This window comes from Jatrophihabitans lederbergiae, assembly GCF_031845305.1.
In the GTDB taxonomy this organism is placed as follows: domain Bacteria; phylum Actinomycetota; class Actinomycetes; order Mycobacteriales; family Jatrophihabitantaceae; genus Jatrophihabitans_A; species Jatrophihabitans_A lederbergiae.
This window is the reverse complement of the sequence record NZ_JAVREH010000032.1, coordinates 16,937-35,110: the sequence shown is the minus strand read 5'-3', so window position 1 is coordinate 35,110 and position 18,174 is coordinate 16,937. Positions and strand designations below refer to the sequence as shown.

The following is an 18,174-nucleotide window of genomic DNA, read 5'->3' as shown; positions in this document are numbered from 1 at the left end:
CGCCGCCGGCACTCCGCCTGCGGCTACCGCAGCCCGATCACCTACGAGAACACCACCACCGCGGCTACGCTACGACCGGCCGCATAACAATCAAATCGCGTGTCCACTTTTCGGGGCGAAGGCCCGGGATTCGAACCCCTGACCCCCACACTGCCAGGGTGAACGGCAGCATTTATTATCCCCCGTTTTCACGAATGTATCGCCTGAATTCGGGATTGTCCAGGCTCGATTCAGCGCCGTTGAAGGCCGTTCAGAGCCGTTGCCAGCGGGTCGATTCTCCAGTGTTTGCTCCACCCTCCGCTCCACCTGGAGGCCCATCTTTGCTCCAGTCCTGGTCGCCGAATCGACCGCGCGACTCCGGCGATCAAGGTCGCAGGCATTTCCGGGATCCGTGTGTCACCCACGGCAGCGGACGTCGGCCCGAGGCCCTACACGATGGCGAGGCAGGCGCCCGTCGGTGGGCAGCCGCGCGAGTGTCCCCTAAATCTCCCCAACTTGGCCCGGCACGGCCAGACGCCCATACGCGAGCTGGGTCCCCCTCGTTGTGCGCGTTACCAGAAGCGTGGCACCCCCGCGCACTGTCAGGAGCAAGGTAGGAAAACGAAACGGGCTCATCCGGATTGAGGGTGTATTTGCGGTCTGAAGCCGCGGTCTCGAGTAGTGATGTTGCGATGTAGTTGGTGAGGTTGCGGAAGCCGAGGGCGGAGCCGCGGAGGTGTTCCAGGCGCCCGCAGATCGCCTCTGTCGGGCCGTTGCTGGTGCCGGGCCGGTCGAAGTAGGCCAGGACGTCGGCGGCTCGACGTTTCAGTGTTCACCCGAGCGTGATCAGCTCGCTGAGCTGTCTCGGGACACCCGCGCTGATCGAGGTGATCACCGCGGTCACGGCCTTCTTTGCGGCCGCACGGTCGGGGTCGCGGTAGGCGGCGACGATGCGCTGGTAGGTGCCCCAGGTGGCCTCGACTTCGACGTGCCGCTGGTCGGCGAATACAGCGCTGAGGCGGGCACGTTGCTTGTCGGTGAGCAGGTCCGCGCCGGTGCGCAGCACGCGGCGGATGCCCTAGTAGCACGCCGACCGGCCGCGGACCGAGGTCTAGGATCAGCCCGCAGAACAGCAGTGCCTGGACGGCCTTTCCGACCGCCGGCAGTGGCAACTACTCGACCGAGGGACTGGGCGAGGCTCGGTGCGGAGTTGCCGTCATCCAGTCGCCGCGCACTCGCCCGACGCGGGTGTGACCGACCCACAGCGACTCGACATGGGGTCAGGAGGTGCGTCGGGTTGTCCTCGACCAGATGCCATTGCATCAGGGAGGTGATGACAGCGCTGGACTCCCTCGCAAGATCGCGAAGATCGACTCCGCTGCGGTGCCGCGTCCGGCGGCGTTCATCCGCCGCACTGTCCGGCGGGTGCCACGGTCGTCGCACTCAGCCATCACCAGCTCGGCGAGGAACCCCAGATAGGACAACTGCTCCCGTTCCGTGGCCGCAGCGATCTCGCCAAACCTCGACCGGATGGTGGGCAGTCGCAGGGTTCGGCAGCCGCCGTCGATCGCTGCGACCGCGGCCTGCTCTGTCACGCCTTTTGCGGGTGGTCATGAGCCGGCTCCTTTCAGGAGGTCGTCGTAGGGTGCGACCGACGGCCACGGCCGGGCGTCGGCGGGAAGCTCGACCGCCGGTTCCGCCGGTTCCGCCGGTTCCGCCGGGACGTCGGCTTCGGCTTCGGCTTCGGCCCTGCGGGCGCGGAGGTCGACGACCCGCGGCAGGATCAACCCGAGCGGGACAGGTCCGCCGGGGTGGACGCTCTTGCGGCCCTCGACCGCGACGACGTCGAGGCTGACCGAGGCGACCCGCAGCGCGGCGGTGATCCCGGCGATCACGTCGTCCGCGGGAAGGTGACGGTGCAGCAGCACCTCCACCAGCGCCCGGATGCCCTTCGCATCGCCGAGCTGGTGACGGGCGGCGGCCCAGAACGCGCGTCGTGCGCCTGCGTGAACGAGCCCGACGCTCGGGCCTGGACCAGCGCGGTCGCGCCGGGCAGCGCCCCGGGTTTACGTTGCAGGACCTCGAGGTAGTGGTCCAGGTTCAGCGGCTGCTCACCGCGGACGGTGACCCGCTCATGCAACGCGACCTGCCGGGTGCCGTCGAAGACTGTGACGGTGCAGGCGCCGAGCCGGACCCGGACGCGGCGGCCGATCAGCTTCGCCGGCACCGAATAGAAACACTGCCGGACCGTCACCCTCGCGTAGCGGTCGACGCGGGTTCAAGGGTCAGCCAGGTCGGAACTCCGCCGTGGGCAGCGGCCGCAGCAGCGGCGCCTCGACCGCGAAGTCCGTGCCGACCGTCGACGCGCGGTTGGCGATGCGGCGGTGGTCGTCCTTGGCGTCGGCCGCAGCGAGCAGCTCGTTGAGGGCGGCGATGGAGTCGACCTTCGGCATCGGGACGCAGTGGTTGCGCCGGAAGCGGTCGCCCTCACCCTCGACCCCGCCTTTCTCGTGGGCGCCGTCGACGCCGGGTTGGCAGTAGAACGCGTCGAACCCCATATGGGCTTGGAACATCGTCCACCGCTGCGACTCCACCCGGTTGCGCCGACCAGCACCCGCGACACCGCCGACTTCAAGTTGTCGTAGCGGATGTGGACGGTCCGGACGCCGCCGAGCTGCTCGAAGGCGTCGACGTGGCCTTCGAGGAACGCCTCCTGGCCTTGGGTGGGGAACGCCCGGTGCACCGCCTTGCCCGAGTGCGACACATCCGCAGCGTGAACAACCGCGTCTTCGTCTTCCCCCCGCAGGATCACCCACTGGTCGGCGTAGTCGACCTCGGCCTCCGCGCCCGAGGCGTGGGTCTGCGGCACGAACCCCGCCGCCAACTGCTTCCCCGCCTCGATCAAGATCTCCGGACGGCGGCGGGCGACGTAGTCCCGCACCGTTGAGTACGACACCTGCTCCGATTTGGTGCTCGTCGACCAGCCGCGCCAGCACCCGCCGGGCGGTGTGCTTCTGCTTGCGGGGCGCGTTGAGGTCCTCGCGCAGCATCTTGTCGATCACCGGCTTGAACTCCCCCAACCGCCGTGACACCCGCACCGGCGTCTTCCGCTCCGGCGGCACCGCCGACTCCATCGTTTGCCGGACCGTGCGGCGGTGCACCTTGTGCCGCTCGGCGAGCTGCCGGATCGACAATCCCTCGACCCGCTCGTCGCACCGGATTGCTGCGAACAGCTCCACTCTCGACCCCATCCCCGCCCCTGCCCTTCGGCGTCGCCGATATCTCGGAGATCACGCTCGGGTGCGGCTGCATCAAACCGTTACAGGAAGCCCGGCGTGTCGAGGTGGGGCCACATCAAACCGTCACTACGAGCGGTGAAGTGGGACCGGATCGAACCGTCCTACCCGGGCCAGATCAGGCTGTCACGACCAGACGTTGCGACGACTGTCGAAATCCTAGCCGACGAGGGCAAGATCTACCTCCGCGACTCAAGGACGAGCGGTCGAACTGGACCGTGGGCTGCTCGATCGCGGACCGGATGAAATCCTCGTCGCCCTCGCCGCACTCGACAGTGCCGTCGCACACCATGGCCGGTGATGTCACTGGATGCCATTTTCACGGCGACCGCGACGATCAGGCCCCCAGCCGGAAGCTGCGGCGGACACTGGTCCGTCTTCGGATGCTCGGTTCGACGGGTCAGGTCGGGCCAGCCGGCGACAACGCCGCTATCGAAACCCTCTTCAGCCCGCTGCAGCAGAACGACAGCGGTTTGCTGCACCAGCGATGCCCGTCCGGGCTGCTGTCGGTCGAACTGAGGTCGATGCTGCCTGCCTCGAAGCGTTCGTCGTACGCCTCGCAGCATGCGAATCAGGTCCACCCGCTCCTGGCCGATGTCGACGACGACCTGGGACCGGGCCGCGCCGCCGTTGCTCGACCACTGGCTCGGCGCAGTCGCCCGCGAAGTATCCCGACCATCGCGCCTAAATCGACCAGTCAATGAACCACGTGGCACGAGGTCTGTAAAGCACGAATACGGGCAATTTCGGAGAAACCTGTTCGCCGCCATAAGTCGATCATCAACTTAGTCAACTGCTGCGGTGCGTATGCAGATGTATGCCCCATTCGTCCGGAGTATTCGGGCGGTGCAAATGGAAGAGGCTTGAGTGGATACCTCCCGGCTTGCGGTGGAACGGGCAATAATCATGATGTGGAACCACTATGATGAACCGCTTTCATTGGATGAGATCGCGGACAGCGCCATACTCAGCAAGTTTTATTTTTCGCGGGTGTTTCGATCAGTTACCGGCACGTCACCCGGCCGCTTCCTGACCGCGATCCGCCTGTCTCGGGCGAAGAACCTCCTGCAGGAGACCACGCTCACCGTTACCGACATCGCCTATATGGTCGGTTACAATAGTTTGGGGACGTTCACCACACGCTTCACCCGTAGCGTGGGTGTGTCGCCGACCCGGTTCAGATCGCTGTCGCACAGCGGCCTACCAGCGTTGCCGCGTCCCGAGGTCAGCGCTCCCGGCGGATCGGGGACGGTGCACGGGACGTTGACGCTGCCCCCCAGCAATACCCCGCTGCGAATCTACGTGGGAGCCTTCGAAGGTCCTGTCGTCGAGGGACTACCCGCCTCCTGCGACGTCCTCGACATACATGCCGACGGCTGCCGGGCGCTGGAATACCGGCTCGGTGCCGTTCCCATCGGCCAATGGTATGTACGCGCTACTGCAGTCGCGGTGGACTGGTCCGAGAGCGTCTCGCGCCCAGATGCGCGCAAGCCGGTCTTCGTGGGATCGAGCAAGCCCGTGGTCATGCGTGCCGACATCGCAGTGAAGCTCGGCATCCGAATGCGGGCGACGAACACTATCGACCTGCCAATCCTGCTGGCGTTGCCGGAGTTGGACAACCGGTTGCCTCCGGGGCCGATGCAGAATACATCGCGGGCCACGAGGCTCGTGCTGCGCTGACCCGGTGCCACGTCTCCACGGCGCAAGTTGAGAGTAGGCACACCAACCGGCGGGTTGCCAGAATCCTCATCAGGCAGGCCACATTCCGACAATCCGCGATAGGAGAAACTAATGGCCAGCGGTTGGCGAGCACTCAGACGCCGAATTCTGACGCCGAATACGTCGGAAGCCAGTCTTTCAGTCCGCGGTTTCCACGAGAAGAGCCCCGCCGCGCGGGCGATGCTGGAGACAATCGGCGAGACCTTCCTGACTGGATACGCCTATGCTGCGGAGGCACGGGTACCTGCAGAGGCCGAGGAGTGCCTGGAAAAGCTGCCGCGGCAGATCCGCGGTTTCGCTTACGAGGGCGCCGGGATGGGCTTCGCGATCCGCGACGGCCTGCCGTTCGGCGGCAACCTCGTCACCCAGTTCCTCGAAGGCAGAGCCAGAAACCATATTTATATGGTGTACGTCGGGGTGGGCTGGGCGTTGGCCCGGCTACCGCGGTTCCGCTGGGTGAAGGCATCCGCCGCCGCGCAGGATCCGGTGCTGCGCTGGCTGGTCCTGGACGGGTACGGATTTCACCAGGCCTATTTCCACACCGACCGCTACGTGCGCCAGCAGTACCGCCACCTGAACTTCCCGTGGCCGACCGGCGGCCCAACTTCCTACGCGGGCCGCGTGATCGACCAAGGCATCGGACGGGCGATCTGGTTCGTCGGCGGGGCCGACCCCGAACGGGCCGCCGACCTGATCGATGCCTTCGACGAGACCCGGCGCCCCGATCTCTACGCCGGCGCTGGCCTCGCCGCGACATACGCGGGCGCGGCAGACCTAGACGAACTGCGGACCTTCAAGCTGCGCGCCGACCAATACCTGCCGGAGGTGGCCCAGGGTTCGGTGTTCGGCGCGGCCGCCCGATTCAAGGCAGATCTCGTGATGCCGCACACCACGCTCGCGGCCTCCCTACTGTGCGGCGTCACGCCGGCGGAGGCGTCCGAGCTCGCCGATGAGACTCGCGCTCAGTCGTTCGATCGCTCCGAACTCACCTCCTACGAGCAGTGGCGGCGACGCATCGCTTCAGGGCTCGTCGAACTGCACAGGGCAATTCCGTGACCGTCACCGCGTCGTCGGCCGGCCGCCAGCTCCCCGGCCCGCGGGGTACTTCGGCACTTTCCGTCATTGCCAAGATGCTACGAAGCCGTCTCGACGTGATGACCTGGGCGGCGACTCGGTACGGCGACGCAGTCCGCCTTCCGCTCGGCCCCAAGACACTGCACTTTTTCAACCACCCCGAACATGCAAAGCATGTGCTCGCCGACAATGCCGAGAACTACACCAAGGGCCTCGGCATAGTGCACGCCAGGCGCGCTCTCGGTGACGGCCTGCTCACCAGCGAGGGCGAGCTGTGGCACAGGCAGCGCAAGACGATCCAGCCTGTCTTTCAGACACGGCGGATCGTGGGCCAGCTCGATTCCATCAACGCTGAGGCCGAAGGTCTGGTCAGGCGGCTTCGCTCCCACGTCCGTAGCGGGCCCGTCGACATGCGTGCCGAGATGACCGGCGTCGCCCTGGGCGTACTCGGTCGAACGCTGATCGAGGCCGACCTCGGTGAGTTCGGGTCGCTCGGCGCCTCGTTCGAGGCTGTGCAGAACCAGGCGATGTTCGACGCCATCACCCTCGGCCTGGTGCCGCTCTGGCTTCCGCTGCCCCTGCAGGCACGCTTTCGACGTGCCAGGCGGGATCTGCAGCGCATCGTCGACCAGCTGGCCGATGGCTCCGCCGATGCCGGTGGCGACGACGTCATCTCGCGCTTGCTCGAGTCAGTCGGTCCCGAAGACGACCAGCACCAGGTACGGGTCCGGATACGCGACGAGCTGGTCACGCTACTGCTTGCCGGGCACGAGACGACTGCCAGCACGCTGAGTTGGGCATTCCATCTGCTCGATGAGCATCCGGACGTGTGGGAGCTGCTGCACGCTGAGGCCGTTGCGGTTTTCGGCCAAGGTCCGCTGACCACCGACAGCCTGCACCAGCTCACGTACACGACGAAGGTTCTCGACGAGGTTCTGCGCCTCTACCCGCCGGTCTGGCTGCTTCCCCGCATTGCCCGCGCTGACGACAAGATCGGCGGCTTCGGTGTCGCGGCCGGCGGCGACGTGCTGCTCTGCCCTTACCTTCTGCACCGGCACCCGGCGTTCTGGACGGAGCCCGAACGGTTCGATCCGGAACGGTTCACCCCCGAGGGGTCGGTCGGTCGACACCGCTACTCCTACATCCCGTTCGGGGCGGGGCCACGGTTCTGCGTCGGCAACAGCCTGGGCATGTTGGAGGCCACCGTCGTGCTCGCCACGGTCGCGCGCGACCTGCGGCTGACCAAGGTGCCGGGGTACCAGGTGACCGGCGAGGCGATGCTGACCCTGCGCATCCGTGGGGGCCTGCCGATGACCGTTCGTCCGGCGCCCTGAGGCAAACCGGCGGCTCGTCCGATATGAAACCGGCCGGACCTATCCGTCTGGCCGGCTCCTCGCGGCTAGGTACGCAGCCAATCGGCCGCGCGCTCGCCGATCATGATGGAGCTGAGGTTCGTGTTCGCGCGCACCGTGTTGGGCATCACCGAGGCGTCGCACACGTAGAGGGACTCGAACCCGTGTACCGAGCAGCGCTCGTCCACCACGCTCATGGCGTCCTGCACCGGCCCCATCCGTGCCGTACCGACCGGGTGGTATGCACTGTCCACGCTCGACCTGGCGTACTGCCGGATCATGTCGTCATCCTCGATCACCGACTCGCGCAGCAGCAGGAACCCCTGTCCCAGCCGGCGGATCCCCGGATGGTTGGCCAGCCGCCAGGAGGTGCGCACACCCTCCACGAGTAGATCGAGCTCGCGGCCGCCGTCCCCCAGGAAGTTCAGGTCGATCCGCGGCGGCGCCAGCGGGTCGGCCGACGTCAAGGCGAGCGTGCCGCGGGATCGAGGTCGCTGCGAGACGACCATGACGCCGAGGATCATCGTCGTACCCGAGAGCATCTGGAGCTCCGGGAAGTGCTTCAGGTCGAAGTGATTTACCATATAGTACTGCAGATCGTTCGTCTCATCAGAGCCCGGGGCGGTCGTGCGAAGGAGCGTCTGCAGGAATGGACCGGAGGGGTCGCAGGCGCCCGGGCGCGGCGTGAGGAACACGCCGGTTCGCTGGTGATCCACCATGTTGGCGCCGACCCCGGGCAGGTCTGCCCGGCAATCGATGCCCAGCCGACGTAGCTCCCCAGCCGTGCCGATGCCGGATCGCAGAAGGATCATCGGAGACCCCACTGCCCCGGCAGCCAGGATCACCCGTCGCGCGCTGATCGTCTGGTACTCGCCACCGTCGGCGCAAGCGATGACGCCGGCGGCCCGCTCTCCCTCGAAGACGATCCGGTCGACGACGGTGTGCGCCCGGATCTCGAGGTTGGCACGCTCACGGGCAGGCGCCAGGTAGGCCATCGCGGCAGTGACCCGGTGCAGGCCGTCGCGCCGGTTCGAGGGGATCGGGCCCACCCCTGTCGCGTCAGGATGGTTGTGGTCCTCCACTTCAGGAAAGCCTGCCCCCCGGCAAGCTTCGACAAAGGCCACCTGCGCCGGCACCAGCTCGTCCGGGCGCCAACGGCAGATTGGGTACGGGCCGCCCTTGCCGTGGTATTCACCATCGAAATCCAGGTCGTTCTCAAGGCGCCGGAAGTACGGTAGCACCTGCTGCCAGGACCAGGCCGGATTGCCGGCCGCTGCCCATTGGTCGTAATCGTCAGGCGTTCCGCGCAGCGCGACCCCGGCACCGACGGCCGACGAACCGCCGGTCACTCTTCCCCGCGGGTAGCGAATCCGACGGCCCTCGTGAATGTCAGCCTTGAACTGCCAATCGTGATTGGAGAAGGACATCCCGTTGCCGATGCGGATGTCGTCGGGCGTCACGGACGGCGTTGAATAGTCTGGGCCTGCCTCAAGAAGGAGCACGCGCCGCGAAGCGTCTTCAGACAGTCGTGCCGCCAGCACGGTGCCCGCAGAACCGGCGCCGATGATGATGTCGTCGTAGTCAGTCGTCATCCATATCCTCGCAACCACCGGAAGGCGGAGGGTTCAACGCGGAGCGAGCGTCCCCCGCCAGCAGGCACTCGTCACCAGGGCGCCACAAGAATCCGCGCCCCCGCAGCCAAGCGTTACGCCGGCCGACCCGGCCGGCTACTTCGGCGTTGCTCGGCACCCACGTGCCCGGGGCACGGAGCAAGAAGCCCCCGGCCGGCCACCGCCTCACGCTGGAGTGGACCCAGCCGCGTGCCCCGGTGCCGCGGCGCGAAGGAGGCTGCAGCATGCCAGAGAATTCATCGACAACAGCGGTCGAAGAGGCGCCGGTCGGCGTGAACGCCATGATTCCCAACTCGGCGCGGATCATGGACTACCTGCTCGGGGGGAATGCGAACTTCGCTTCCGATCGCGCGGTGGCTGACAATGCGTTCGTCAACTGGCCGGGCGACCCCGGCGGCATCGACGGGGTGCGGGTCGATCTGCATGCGGCCCGCGACGCCCTCCAGCGCATCGTCGGCTACCTCGCGGGCGAGTGCGAGATCCGGCAGTTCCTCGATCTTGCCAGCGGCTTGCCGACCGTGGGCAACACGCATGAGGCGGCGCGCGCGGTTGCGACCGGTTGCCGGGTCGTCTATGTCGACAACGAGCCGTCGGTTGCTGCCCACGGTCAGTCCCTGCTGGACTCCGATGCCGATACCGTCTTCCTCGACGCGGATTTCCGGAAGCCGAAGGACATCCTTGGCCGGGCCGCCGCGACGCTGGATTTCTCCAAGCCCGTGGGGCTCATCCTGTTCGGCGTGCTGCACTTCGTCGATGATGTCGGCCGGCCAGAGCAGATCATGGCTGACCTGCTGGCCGCAGTCCCGTCCGGCAGCTATCTGGCACTGTCCCACTTCGCCAAGGCCGAGGAGGACACCGCGCTGAACGCGATGCTTACCGAGATGGACAAGCAGACCGGCGACTCCGTGGTGCGCCGCACCCGGGCCGAGGTGGAGCGGTTCTTCCACGGCATGGAGGCGGTGCCGCCCGGGGTGGTGCAGACAGAACTCTGGCGCCCGGCGTCGGGAGCTCCGGGGCCGAAGCCGTTGCCCATGTGGTGCGGCCTCGCCCGGAAGCGGTGAGGCAGGCATGCCGGTATCGAGTACCTATGACGACATCATCGTGGGGGCAGGCAGTGCCGGCGCCGTTCTGGCCGCGCGCCTGAGCGAGGACCCCCGCCGGCGTGTGCTGCTGGTCGAGGCCGGCCGGCACTACCCGAGCGAGGCGGCGACTCCGGAGGACCTGCTGGATGCCAACGCGATGTCGCTGGTGAAGCACAGCTGGGGCTACACCGCTCAACTCACCCGTGACCGCCGCGCCATGTACCCGCTCGGAAAGGTCACCGGCGGCTCGTCGGCGGTAGGTAACACGGTCGTGATCCGCGGAACGCCCGAGGATTACGACGAGTGGGCGGCCGCAGGCAACCCGCTGTGGTCCTGGGAGCATGTGTTGCCGGTGTTCCGCGCGCTCGAGGACGATCTGGATTTCGGCGAAAGCGACGTCCACGGCGGCAGCGGCCCCGTGCCGATCCGACGCTGGCGCCCGGAGGAGCTGACAGAGGTGCAGCAGTCCTTCCTCGACGTCTGCCGCGATGCCGGCCATCCGTGGGCAGAGGACCACAACCACCCCGAGTCGACCGGCGTCGGACCGATTCCGTCGAACCGGCGCGACCCCAGGATCCGCGTTTCGGCGACGGGCGCCTATCTCTGGCGGGCCAGCACGCGCGAGAATCTCGCGATCCTGCCGCACGCGCTTGTCGACCGGATCGTGTTCGAGCACGGTCGCGCGACGGGTGTGGTCCTGTCCGTGGACGGCGGCGCGTACGGCGAGGTCCGAGGGCGCCGAGTGATCCTGGCGGCCGGTGCGGTCGCCACCCCGGCCGTCCTGCTCCGCTCAGGGATCGGGCCCGCGGAGGATCTGCGCGCGCTAGGCATCCCGGTGCGGGCCGATCTGGCTGGCGTGGGCGCGAATCTGACCGACCAGCCGCGCATCGGCGTGTTCATGACGCCGAAGCCGGGATATGAGAACGAGGGCAAGTCGACCGGGCAGATCGTGACCCGCACCAGCGGAAGCCGGTTCAACGATCAGTACCTGGCCATGGTCAATCGCTTCGATCTCACCATGCACTTTCCCGAGCTGCGACGCGTTGCCGGCGCGAGAACGGTGTTCGGAGTGATGGTCGTGCTCCGGCGACAGCACTCACGCGGCCGCGTCACCCTCGCAGCGGCCAACCCGTACGCCGCGCCGCGCGTGGATCTGGGCTTCCTTTCCGACGAGCGCGACTACGGCCTGCTCGCGGACGGCGTCAGAAGTTGCTGGAAGCTGGCCCGCTCACCGAAGATTTGCGACAAGGGCGAGCAGCTCGTTGCGCTTGACGAGAGCGTCATGGACGACGACGAGGCACTGCGCAGCTACCTCGAACGGGCCGTCGACAGCGCCTACAACCCGGTGGGAACTGCACGGATGGGGCCCGCCGACGACCCGCTCGCGGTGGTTGATCAACAGTGCGCCGTGCACGGAGTGAAGAACCTCCACGTCGTGGACGCCTCCATCATGCCCAGCATGGTGTGCGCAAACACCCACCTGAGCGTCGTGATGATCGGCGAGCGGGCGGCCGCGCTACTTCGTGAGGCGCAATAACGGCGAACACGACCGGACCCCGCGGGTGAGATCTGCTGCCGGCGGGTGCCGTCGTTCGGTGACTGGAGACGGTGCCCCGAACCGGCTGGGTCGACCAGCCGGGGCGCCTGCTAAGGCGTAGGAAAGAACGTACGGACGAACTTCTCCCAAGCCCGTTCCCCGAAGATCACACGCTGCGGTCGCAATAGCCGCACCGGAATGCCTAGCCGATAGCGGATCCGGGGATTGCGCACGGTGATCGCCTTCTCCAGCAGCGCGGCGACGTCCCCCGAGCGCAGCGAAAGGCGGCCGCGGCCCTTCGGATGCTCGACCTCGCGGTACGCCCCGTGCCAGACGACGAAGCGTTCCCAGAAGTCGCCGTACGGGTCATCGACGGTGGAGTCGGGAGCGAGCCCGAGGTCACCCACGGTGGTCGGTACGAACCCGCCGAGGATGGGCGAGGGCTCGATGATCACGACCCTGATCCCGAAGCGGCGTACCTCCAACCGCAGCGAGTCCCCGATCGCCTCTAACGCATGCTTGGTCGCCTCGTAGTAGCCGCGCCCCGGAGTCGCGAAGAGCCCGAAGATCGAGGACATGATGACGATCCGACCCGATCGCTGCTCCCGCATGCCCGGCAGGACGAGCTGGGTCATGCGGGACAACCCGAAGACATTGGTCTCGAATTGGCGGCGGACCTCATCCATCGGACTCTGCTCGATCGTGCCGTTGAGGCTGTACGCGGCGTTATTGACCAGTACCCCGACCGCGCCGTGCTCAGCGGTGATGCGCTGCACCGCAGCAATCATCGATTCCTCGTCCGTCATGTCGACCCGCAGGGTGGTGATGCCCGCTTCGGCCAGGTCGCCCAGACCCTCCAGGCTTCGTCCGCTGGCATAGACGGGCCATCCTGCTCGGTGCAGCCGGAACGCGAGAGCCCTTCCGGTACCTGAGGAAAGTCCGCTCACCGATGAGATGCCGGTGATGAGAACCGCGTTGGAGGGGTTCATCTGCAGCCCCTCTCATCCGGCCGCGGCGGCCTCGGCGCCGCCCGGCAGATCCTGCTGAGAGATGCGGCTGCTGGTCGTCGAGGTGCCGAGCCCGAGGCCGTCGACCAGCCGGGTGATGAAGTTGAACAGTGCGGCGCAGAAGAACGCCTCGAGAAGGTCGTCGTCGGTCCAGCCGGCGTCCCGAGCCACCTGCCAGTCACTGTCGGTGATCCGGTAAGCGCTACGGCTGAGTTTGGTCAGCAGGTGCAAGAGAACCCGGGTGCGAGCATCCACAGGCAGATCGTCCGGTGAGTCCGCCGTCGCGATTGCCTTGGCCAACTCCGCGCTACCGCCGAAGGCTTGCAGGAAGAAGCTATGCGTGCCGACACAGTAGGGGCATTGATTCACTTTTGACGTCCACGCCGAGATCAGCTCCCGCGTCTGCCGGGGTAGCTTGCCGTGATTGAAAACGCCGTCGAAGCCGGCGAGCATGGCTCCCATCAGTTCCGGGCGGGAGGAGACGAGCCGGAACATGTCGGGGACGAAGTCCAGCCCGGTCACCTCCTTGGCACGGCCGTACAGCTCCGCGAGCTGTCCGGTCGCGTCCGCCTCGTTGATCAGTGGAACACGGGCTCCTGGGTTTCCATCCATTCTGAACCACTCCTTCTTGTTGGCTAACTGACATCGCGTGGCATGTTCCTTCGACGGAGCACGGGCATTGCCTCCGCTTGAAAATCCAGTTCGGGGTCGAGGCCCTGGACGATGCCCTCGACAACAAGCAACGACAGCAGAGGAAACGCGAACTCGGGGACCGGAAAGAGACCGTAGGCGCGCTGGAGCGAAAAGAGCCGTCCGGCGAATTTCGCCAGATTGAAATCGCTGGAGCGCGTGCCCGTCGACTCCGCGACCAGCTCGACGAGCGCAGCGCGAAATCCGCTCAGATCACTGTTCTCAGCCAGACCAGCCGTGCTTTCGATCATGATCTCGGCACAGAGCGGCCCGTTGCCCAAGGCCAGGTTGATGAAGAAGTCCGCGAAAGAAGCGCGGACCTGCTCGGGAAGCTTGATGACGAAGCCAGCGTCGAGGATGACCAGACACCCATCGCCGTCGATGTAGAGGTTTCCCGGGTGCAGGTCGCAATGCACCAGCCCATCCATGAAGAGCATCTCATAGACCGCGGACATCACCCGGCGTCCGGCGGCGCAGCGGGCGTCCTTGGAAAGTGACTCCGGCGCGGCGCGGACCAGCCCCGCCACGAACTCCATCACCAGCACCTCGTCGCGGGAGAGCTCGGGCAGCGGAGCCGGAATGCGTATCCAGGGAAACTCTCTCAGGTTCCTGCCCAGCTCGCCGAGCGCCGCGGCCTCCGCCGCCAGATCCAGCTGGCGCAATATCGCCTCACCCACCTGGGCGTGCATGACCGCGATGGGCATCGAGGTCAGCATCGGCAACCGCTTCACCGCGTCGATGGCCAGCGCGGTCAAACGGAAATCACGTCGCATCACGCGGTCGATACCGGGTCTGCGCACCTTCACCGCCACCTGTCGGCCGTCCAAGGTGACTGCGCGGTGAACCGTCGCGATGCTTCCAGTCGCCACCGGAGTCCAACCGAACTCGGCGAACGGCCACTCCTGGCCGCGGTACGCACGGCCGAGCGCGCGCTCCAGCTGCGCCCGCCGCGGCGGAGGGGTCGCGTCCGTCAGCCGGCTCAGCGCCTCGCACACCCGCTCGGGCAGCAGATCACGCCGGGTGCTCAGCAACTGCCCGATCTTGATGTACGACGGCCCGAGCGAGATCAGCAACGACGTCAAGCGGTCCCCGCCGCGCGCCCACTGCCGGCCCAGCAGACGCTCGCCCATCGCGCGCGGTCCAAAGGCGACGGCGTAGCAGAGCACGATGCCACCCACCCGCAGGGAGCGAAGCACCACGCCGGGCCGGTCCACGAAGGATCTTGCAGCTGGATGAGCCAAGTCCGGTTCTCCTGCCGATGGGCGAGCGGCGCGAACGAGCACGCTCACGTCGTTAGCTGTGCGAATTCGATCTAGCCAATCCTTGGCGGGGATGCAGGGCTCGTACTACTCCGAGCGTGCCCGCCGAGACAGCGTCGATGCTGCGTTTCGCCTGGTCATCGACGAACCCCTGGGCAGTGCAGGAGAAGCAAGACTTTCGCCACCGCTCCAATACTTTGGCTCGTGAACCATGGCCGAAACGAGCACGACCCTGTCTCCACGGAGGCTGAATCGCTCTCGACCCGGGACTCGCTCAATGCCTGGCTGGACCTGCGGGAGCGCGTGCTGCGTGGCGACTCCGAGGCCACCGCCCGCCAGCACGCCAAGCGCAAGCTGTCGGCCCGCGAGCGAATCGACCTGTTGCTCGACGACGGTTCCTTCGCCGAGCTCGACCTGTACCGCAGGCGCTTACCACGCGACGCCCCGACCGAACCGCACACGGGTGGCGTCATCACCGGATCGGGCACGGTGCACGGGCGCACCGTGTTCGTCTACGCGCAGGATTTCAGGATCTTCGGCGGCGCGCTCGATCAGGTGCACGCTCAGAAGATCCACAAGGTGATGGATTTGGCGATCGCGACCGGTTCGCCGCTGGTCGCCCTCAATGACAGCGGCGGTGCCCGTATCCAGGACGGCGTCTCGGCGCTTGCCGGGTACGGTGGAGTGTTCTCGCGCAACGTCCGCGCCTCCGGCGTGATCCCGCAGATCAGCGTCATCCTCGGACCCTGCGCAGGCGGCGCCGCGTACTCCCCCGCGCTCACGGACTTCATCTTCATGGTGCGAGAGACCTCCTACATGTTTCTCACCGGACCCGATGTGGTGAGGGAGGTGACCGGCGCGGAGGTGACGCAAGAGATGCTGGGCGGTGCCGACATGCACGCGACAACCTCCGGGACCGCCACCTTCGTCTACGACGACGAAGCGACCTGCCTCGATGACGTCCGGCATCTGCTTGCGCTGCTGCCACCGAACAGCCGTACCCTTCCGCCGTCCTACGCGGTGGAGGATTCACCGGAGCGCTCGTGCGAGCGGTTACTCGACATCGTTCCGGCCGACCCCGTCAAGCCATACGACATGCGCGACGTGGTGGCCGAACTCGTCGACGAAGGGGAGTTCCTCGAGGTTCAGGACGCCTGGGCACAGAGCGTGGTCTGTGGCCTCGCCCGCATCGATGGCCGCACCGTGGGCATCGTGGGCAATCAGCCCATCGTGCGAGCCGGCGTACTAGACATCGATGCCTCGGACAAGGCAGCGCGATTCGTGCGCACCTGCGACGCGTTCAACATCCCGCTTGTCACCCTGGTGGACGTGCCGGGATTCCTGCCGGGTCTAGATCAGGAGCGTGGCGGAATCATTCGGCACGGCGCAAAATTGCTCTACGCGTATTGCGAGGCGACCGTGCCGCGGATCCAGGTAATCCTGCGCAAGGCGTACGGCGGCGCCTACATCGTCATGGACTCTCGGTCGATCGGGTGCGATGCCTCTTTCGCCTGGCCGGGTAACGAAATCGCGGTAATGGGCGCGGACGGCGCGGTGAGTGTCGTCCATGGTCGGCGCATCGTGGCCTCGGCAGATCCCACCGCTCTTCGCGCGGAACTGGTCGAGGAGTACCGCAGCGAGATGATGCATCCCTACTACGCGGCCGAACGCGGGCTGGTCGACGACATCATCGACCCACGTGATACCCGAGCCGTCATTGCCCGAACCCTGCGCTTGTTGCAAGGCAAACGTGCCGATGTGATCGAGCGCAAGCACGGCAACCAGCCGGGCTGACGCGGCAACCCCTTCACGGATCGGCAAATTGGAAGAAGTTTTGTGCGGCGATGACCCCTAGCTTCAGCTGCAGCGTTCGTCGACCGAGAGGAATATACATGACGTCACGGGTTAATCCACCAACCAGGGGAAAGTTCGAACACCCCCTCGCCTTCTGGTTGGGTGTGTTGGCGTGCAGCACGGGCGTGATCTTGCACCTGCCGATGTATTTCGGTGCACGCCAGATGCACTACGTCATGTCTGGCATGAGACCGGACGCGACGATGATCACCGGAATGGTGCTGATCGGCCTCGGGCTGGCCGCGGTGACGTACGGCGTGCTGCCCGCACGCGGCGGCGGCGACCTGCAGCTATCGATTAGGCGCATCCGGGTCGCGCCCGCCGACGACGCGCCCATCCGAGGCCAGCACATCGCCCTGCTCGTCGTGCTCGCCGTCGCGATCACGATCGACGTCATGAAGCCGGCGACGCTGTCGTTCGTCGTGCCCGGCGTCGCGCGCGAGTACGGCCTGAAGTCACCCGCGAACCCGCATGGGCACATCCCGGTGTCCTGGCTGCCGCTGATGGGAATTGGCGGAACGGTACTCGGGTCGTGGGTCTGGGGTTCGCTCGGCGATCGGATCGGCCGCAGATCGGCGATCCTGCTCGCCGGGATCCTCTTCGTCACCACGTCCATCTGCGGTGCGATGCCGGGCTTCAGCTGGAACCTGCTGATGTGCTTCCTGATGGGAATTGGCGTCGGAGGAATGCTTCCGATCGCGTTCGCGCTGATGGCTGAGACCATTCCCGCGCGCCACCGAGGCTGGCTGATGGTGCTGGTCGGCGGCGACATCGCCGGCGCGTACGTTGCCACGAGCTGGCTGGCGGAATGGTTGACGGCGACCTATAGCTGGCGCATCCTCTGGCTTATCGGCCTGCCGACCGGGTTGCTGTTCATCGCGTTGAACCGCTGGATTCCCGAATCGCCCCGCTACCTGATCGTCCGCGGCCGGGACGACGAGGCCAGAGCCATCATGACGAGGTTCGGCGCGGACGTGCGAGAGGTGCCGATCGAGGCCGGGACGTCCGACCAATCCAGCTATCAGGGCTTTCGCCGGCTCTTCCAACCCCCTTTCGCGGGCACGACGCTGGCGATCATGGTGCTGGCCGTCGGCACCGGCCTCGTCACCTTCGGCTTCCAGCTCTGGATTCCCACGAACCTGCAGCACCTGGGATTTTCGGCAGTGAACTCGGCCTATGTCATTCGCAACGCGGCACTGTTGGGGCTGCCCTTCACCGTGCTGGTGGCCGCCGCCTACGGATGGTGGGGCAGCCGAAAGACGATTGTCGCCCTGTCGGTGGCAGCGGCGCTCACCCTGAGCGGCTTTGTTGTGGCCGGCAACTCACTTGCCCACCATCGGCTCGCGCTCTCGCTGCTGCTCGTCATTCCGCTATCGGCCATCAGTTCGGTGGCAGCGGTGGTCTCCGCTTACGCCGCTGAGGTTTATCCGACGATGCTGCGTTCGCGCGGTTCGGGTCTGGCAGCCGGCATGGCCAAACTGGGCGGAGTCGTCATCATCGCGGTCGTTGTCGCGGCCACGACCGTTCCGTCGATGGCCATGACAGCGCTGATCGGAGCGGTGCCGCTGCTCCTGGCGGCGATCCTGTTCCTCTGGATCGGTCCGGAGACGAAGCACCGCCCGCTCGAAGAGATCACCGGCGAACTGGGTGCGACAACACCCTGACATCGCCGGCGGAATCGGCGGCGGGCGCGG

The 18,174-nt window shown here is 66.6% G+C and carries 12 protein-coding genes and 3 pseudogenes; 8 read left to right on the top strand and 7 right to left on the bottom strand.

Annotation, left to right across the window (positions count from 1 at the left end; genetic code table 11):
* Positions 1-611: 611 nt before the first annotated feature.
* The 3 pseudogenes from RM423_RS17860 to istA all read right to left on the bottom strand — a co-directional run.
* Positions 612-1,051, bottom strand: a pseudogene (locus RM423_RS17860) (transposase); the annotation flags it as partial.
* Positions 1,052-1,370: 319 nt separating this feature from the next.
* Positions 1,371-1,574: pseudogene (locus RM423_RS17855) on the bottom strand (ATP-binding protein); the annotation flags it as partial.
* A gap of 15 nt (positions 1,575-1,589) precedes the next feature.
* A pseudogene (gene istA, locus RM423_RS17850) lies at positions 1,590-3,230 on the bottom strand (IS21 family transposase).
* Between the two features lie 335 nt (positions 3,231-3,565).
* Between istA and RM423_RS17845 the strand changes: the two are divergent.
* The 4 genes from RM423_RS17845 to RM423_RS17830 all read left to right on the top strand — a co-directional run bounded on the left by RM423_RS17845 (position 3,566) and on the right by RM423_RS17830 (position 7,402).
* Positions 3,566-3,979, top strand: coding sequence for a hypothetical protein (locus tag RM423_RS17845; protein WP_311424400.1), 414 nt, complete (start codon positions 3,566-3,568; stop codon positions 3,977-3,979).
* A gap of 163 nt (positions 3,980-4,142) precedes the next feature.
* On the top strand, positions 4,143-4,955 hold the full coding sequence (locus RM423_RS17840) for a helix-turn-helix transcriptional regulator (protein WP_311424399.1): 813 nt from the start codon (positions 4,143-4,145) through the stop codon (positions 4,953-4,955).
* A gap of 111 nt (positions 4,956-5,066) precedes the next feature.
* Complete coding sequence (locus RM423_RS17835) at positions 5,067-6,050, top strand: DUF1702 family protein (RefSeq protein WP_311424398.1); 984 nt, start codon at positions 5,067-5,069, stop codon at positions 6,048-6,050.
* Positions 6,047-7,402, top strand: a complete 1,356-nt coding sequence (locus RM423_RS17830) for a cytochrome P450 (protein ID WP_311424397.1) — start codon at positions 6,047-6,049, stop codon at positions 7,400-7,402. Before RM423_RS17835 ends, RM423_RS17830 begins: the two co-directional genes overlap by 4 nt.
* A 65-nt stretch (positions 7,403-7,467) precedes the next feature.
* Here the strand turns inward: RM423_RS17830 and RM423_RS17825 are convergent, their stop codons facing one another.
* Positions 7,468-9,012: a GMC family oxidoreductase gene (locus RM423_RS17825; protein WP_311424396.1), complete on the bottom strand. Its 1,545-nt coding sequence runs from the start codon at positions 9,010-9,012 to the stop codon at positions 7,468-7,470.
* Positions 9,013-9,158: 146 nt separating this feature from the next.
* Here RM423_RS17825 and RM423_RS17820 point away from each other — a divergent pair, with 146 nt between their 5' ends.
* Positions 9,159-10,112 (top strand): SAM-dependent methyltransferase, encoded by a 954-nt coding sequence (locus RM423_RS17820; protein ID WP_311424395.1) that lies wholly within the window; start codon positions 9,159-9,161, stop codon positions 10,110-10,112.
* Positions 10,113-10,119: 7 nt separating this feature from the next.
* Positions 10,120-11,670: a GMC family oxidoreductase gene (locus RM423_RS17815; protein ID WP_311424394.1), complete on the top strand. Its 1,551-nt coding sequence runs from the start codon at positions 10,120-10,122 to the stop codon at positions 11,668-11,670.
* 110 nt (positions 11,671-11,780) lie between these two features.
* On the opposite strand, the gene RM423_RS17810 is transcribed toward RM423_RS17815, so the two are convergent.
* From RM423_RS17810 to RM423_RS17800, 3 genes are read right to left on the bottom strand one after another with little or no spacing between them, the layout of a single operon-like run.
* Positions 11,781-12,659, bottom strand: a complete 879-nt coding sequence (locus RM423_RS17810; protein ID WP_311424393.1) for an SDR family NAD(P)-dependent oxidoreductase — start codon at positions 12,657-12,659, stop codon at positions 11,781-11,783.
* 12 nt (positions 12,660-12,671) lie between these two features.
* Positions 12,672-13,289, bottom strand: a complete 618-nt coding sequence (locus tag RM423_RS17805; RefSeq protein ID WP_311424392.1) for a carboxymuconolactone decarboxylase family protein — start codon at positions 13,287-13,289, stop codon at positions 12,672-12,674.
* 23 nt (positions 13,290-13,312) lie between these two features.
* Complete coding sequence (locus RM423_RS17800; RefSeq protein ID WP_311424391.1) at positions 13,313-14,581, bottom strand: ABC1 kinase family protein; 1,269 nt, start codon at positions 14,579-14,581, stop codon at positions 13,313-13,315.
* 249 nt (positions 14,582-14,830) lie between these two features.
* Between RM423_RS17800 and RM423_RS17795 the strand changes: the two genes are divergently transcribed.
* Positions 14,831-16,420 carry an acyl-CoA carboxylase subunit beta gene (locus RM423_RS17795; protein WP_311424390.1) on the top strand — a complete coding sequence of 530 codons (1,590 nt, stop codon included), beginning with the start codon at positions 14,831-14,833 and terminating at the stop codon, positions 16,418-16,420.
* 98 nt (positions 16,421-16,518) lie between these two features.
* Positions 16,519-18,144, top strand: coding sequence for an MFS transporter (locus RM423_RS17790; RefSeq protein WP_311424389.1), 1,626 nt, complete (start codon positions 16,519-16,521; stop codon positions 18,142-18,144).
* Positions 18,145-18,174 lie beyond the last annotated feature (30 nt).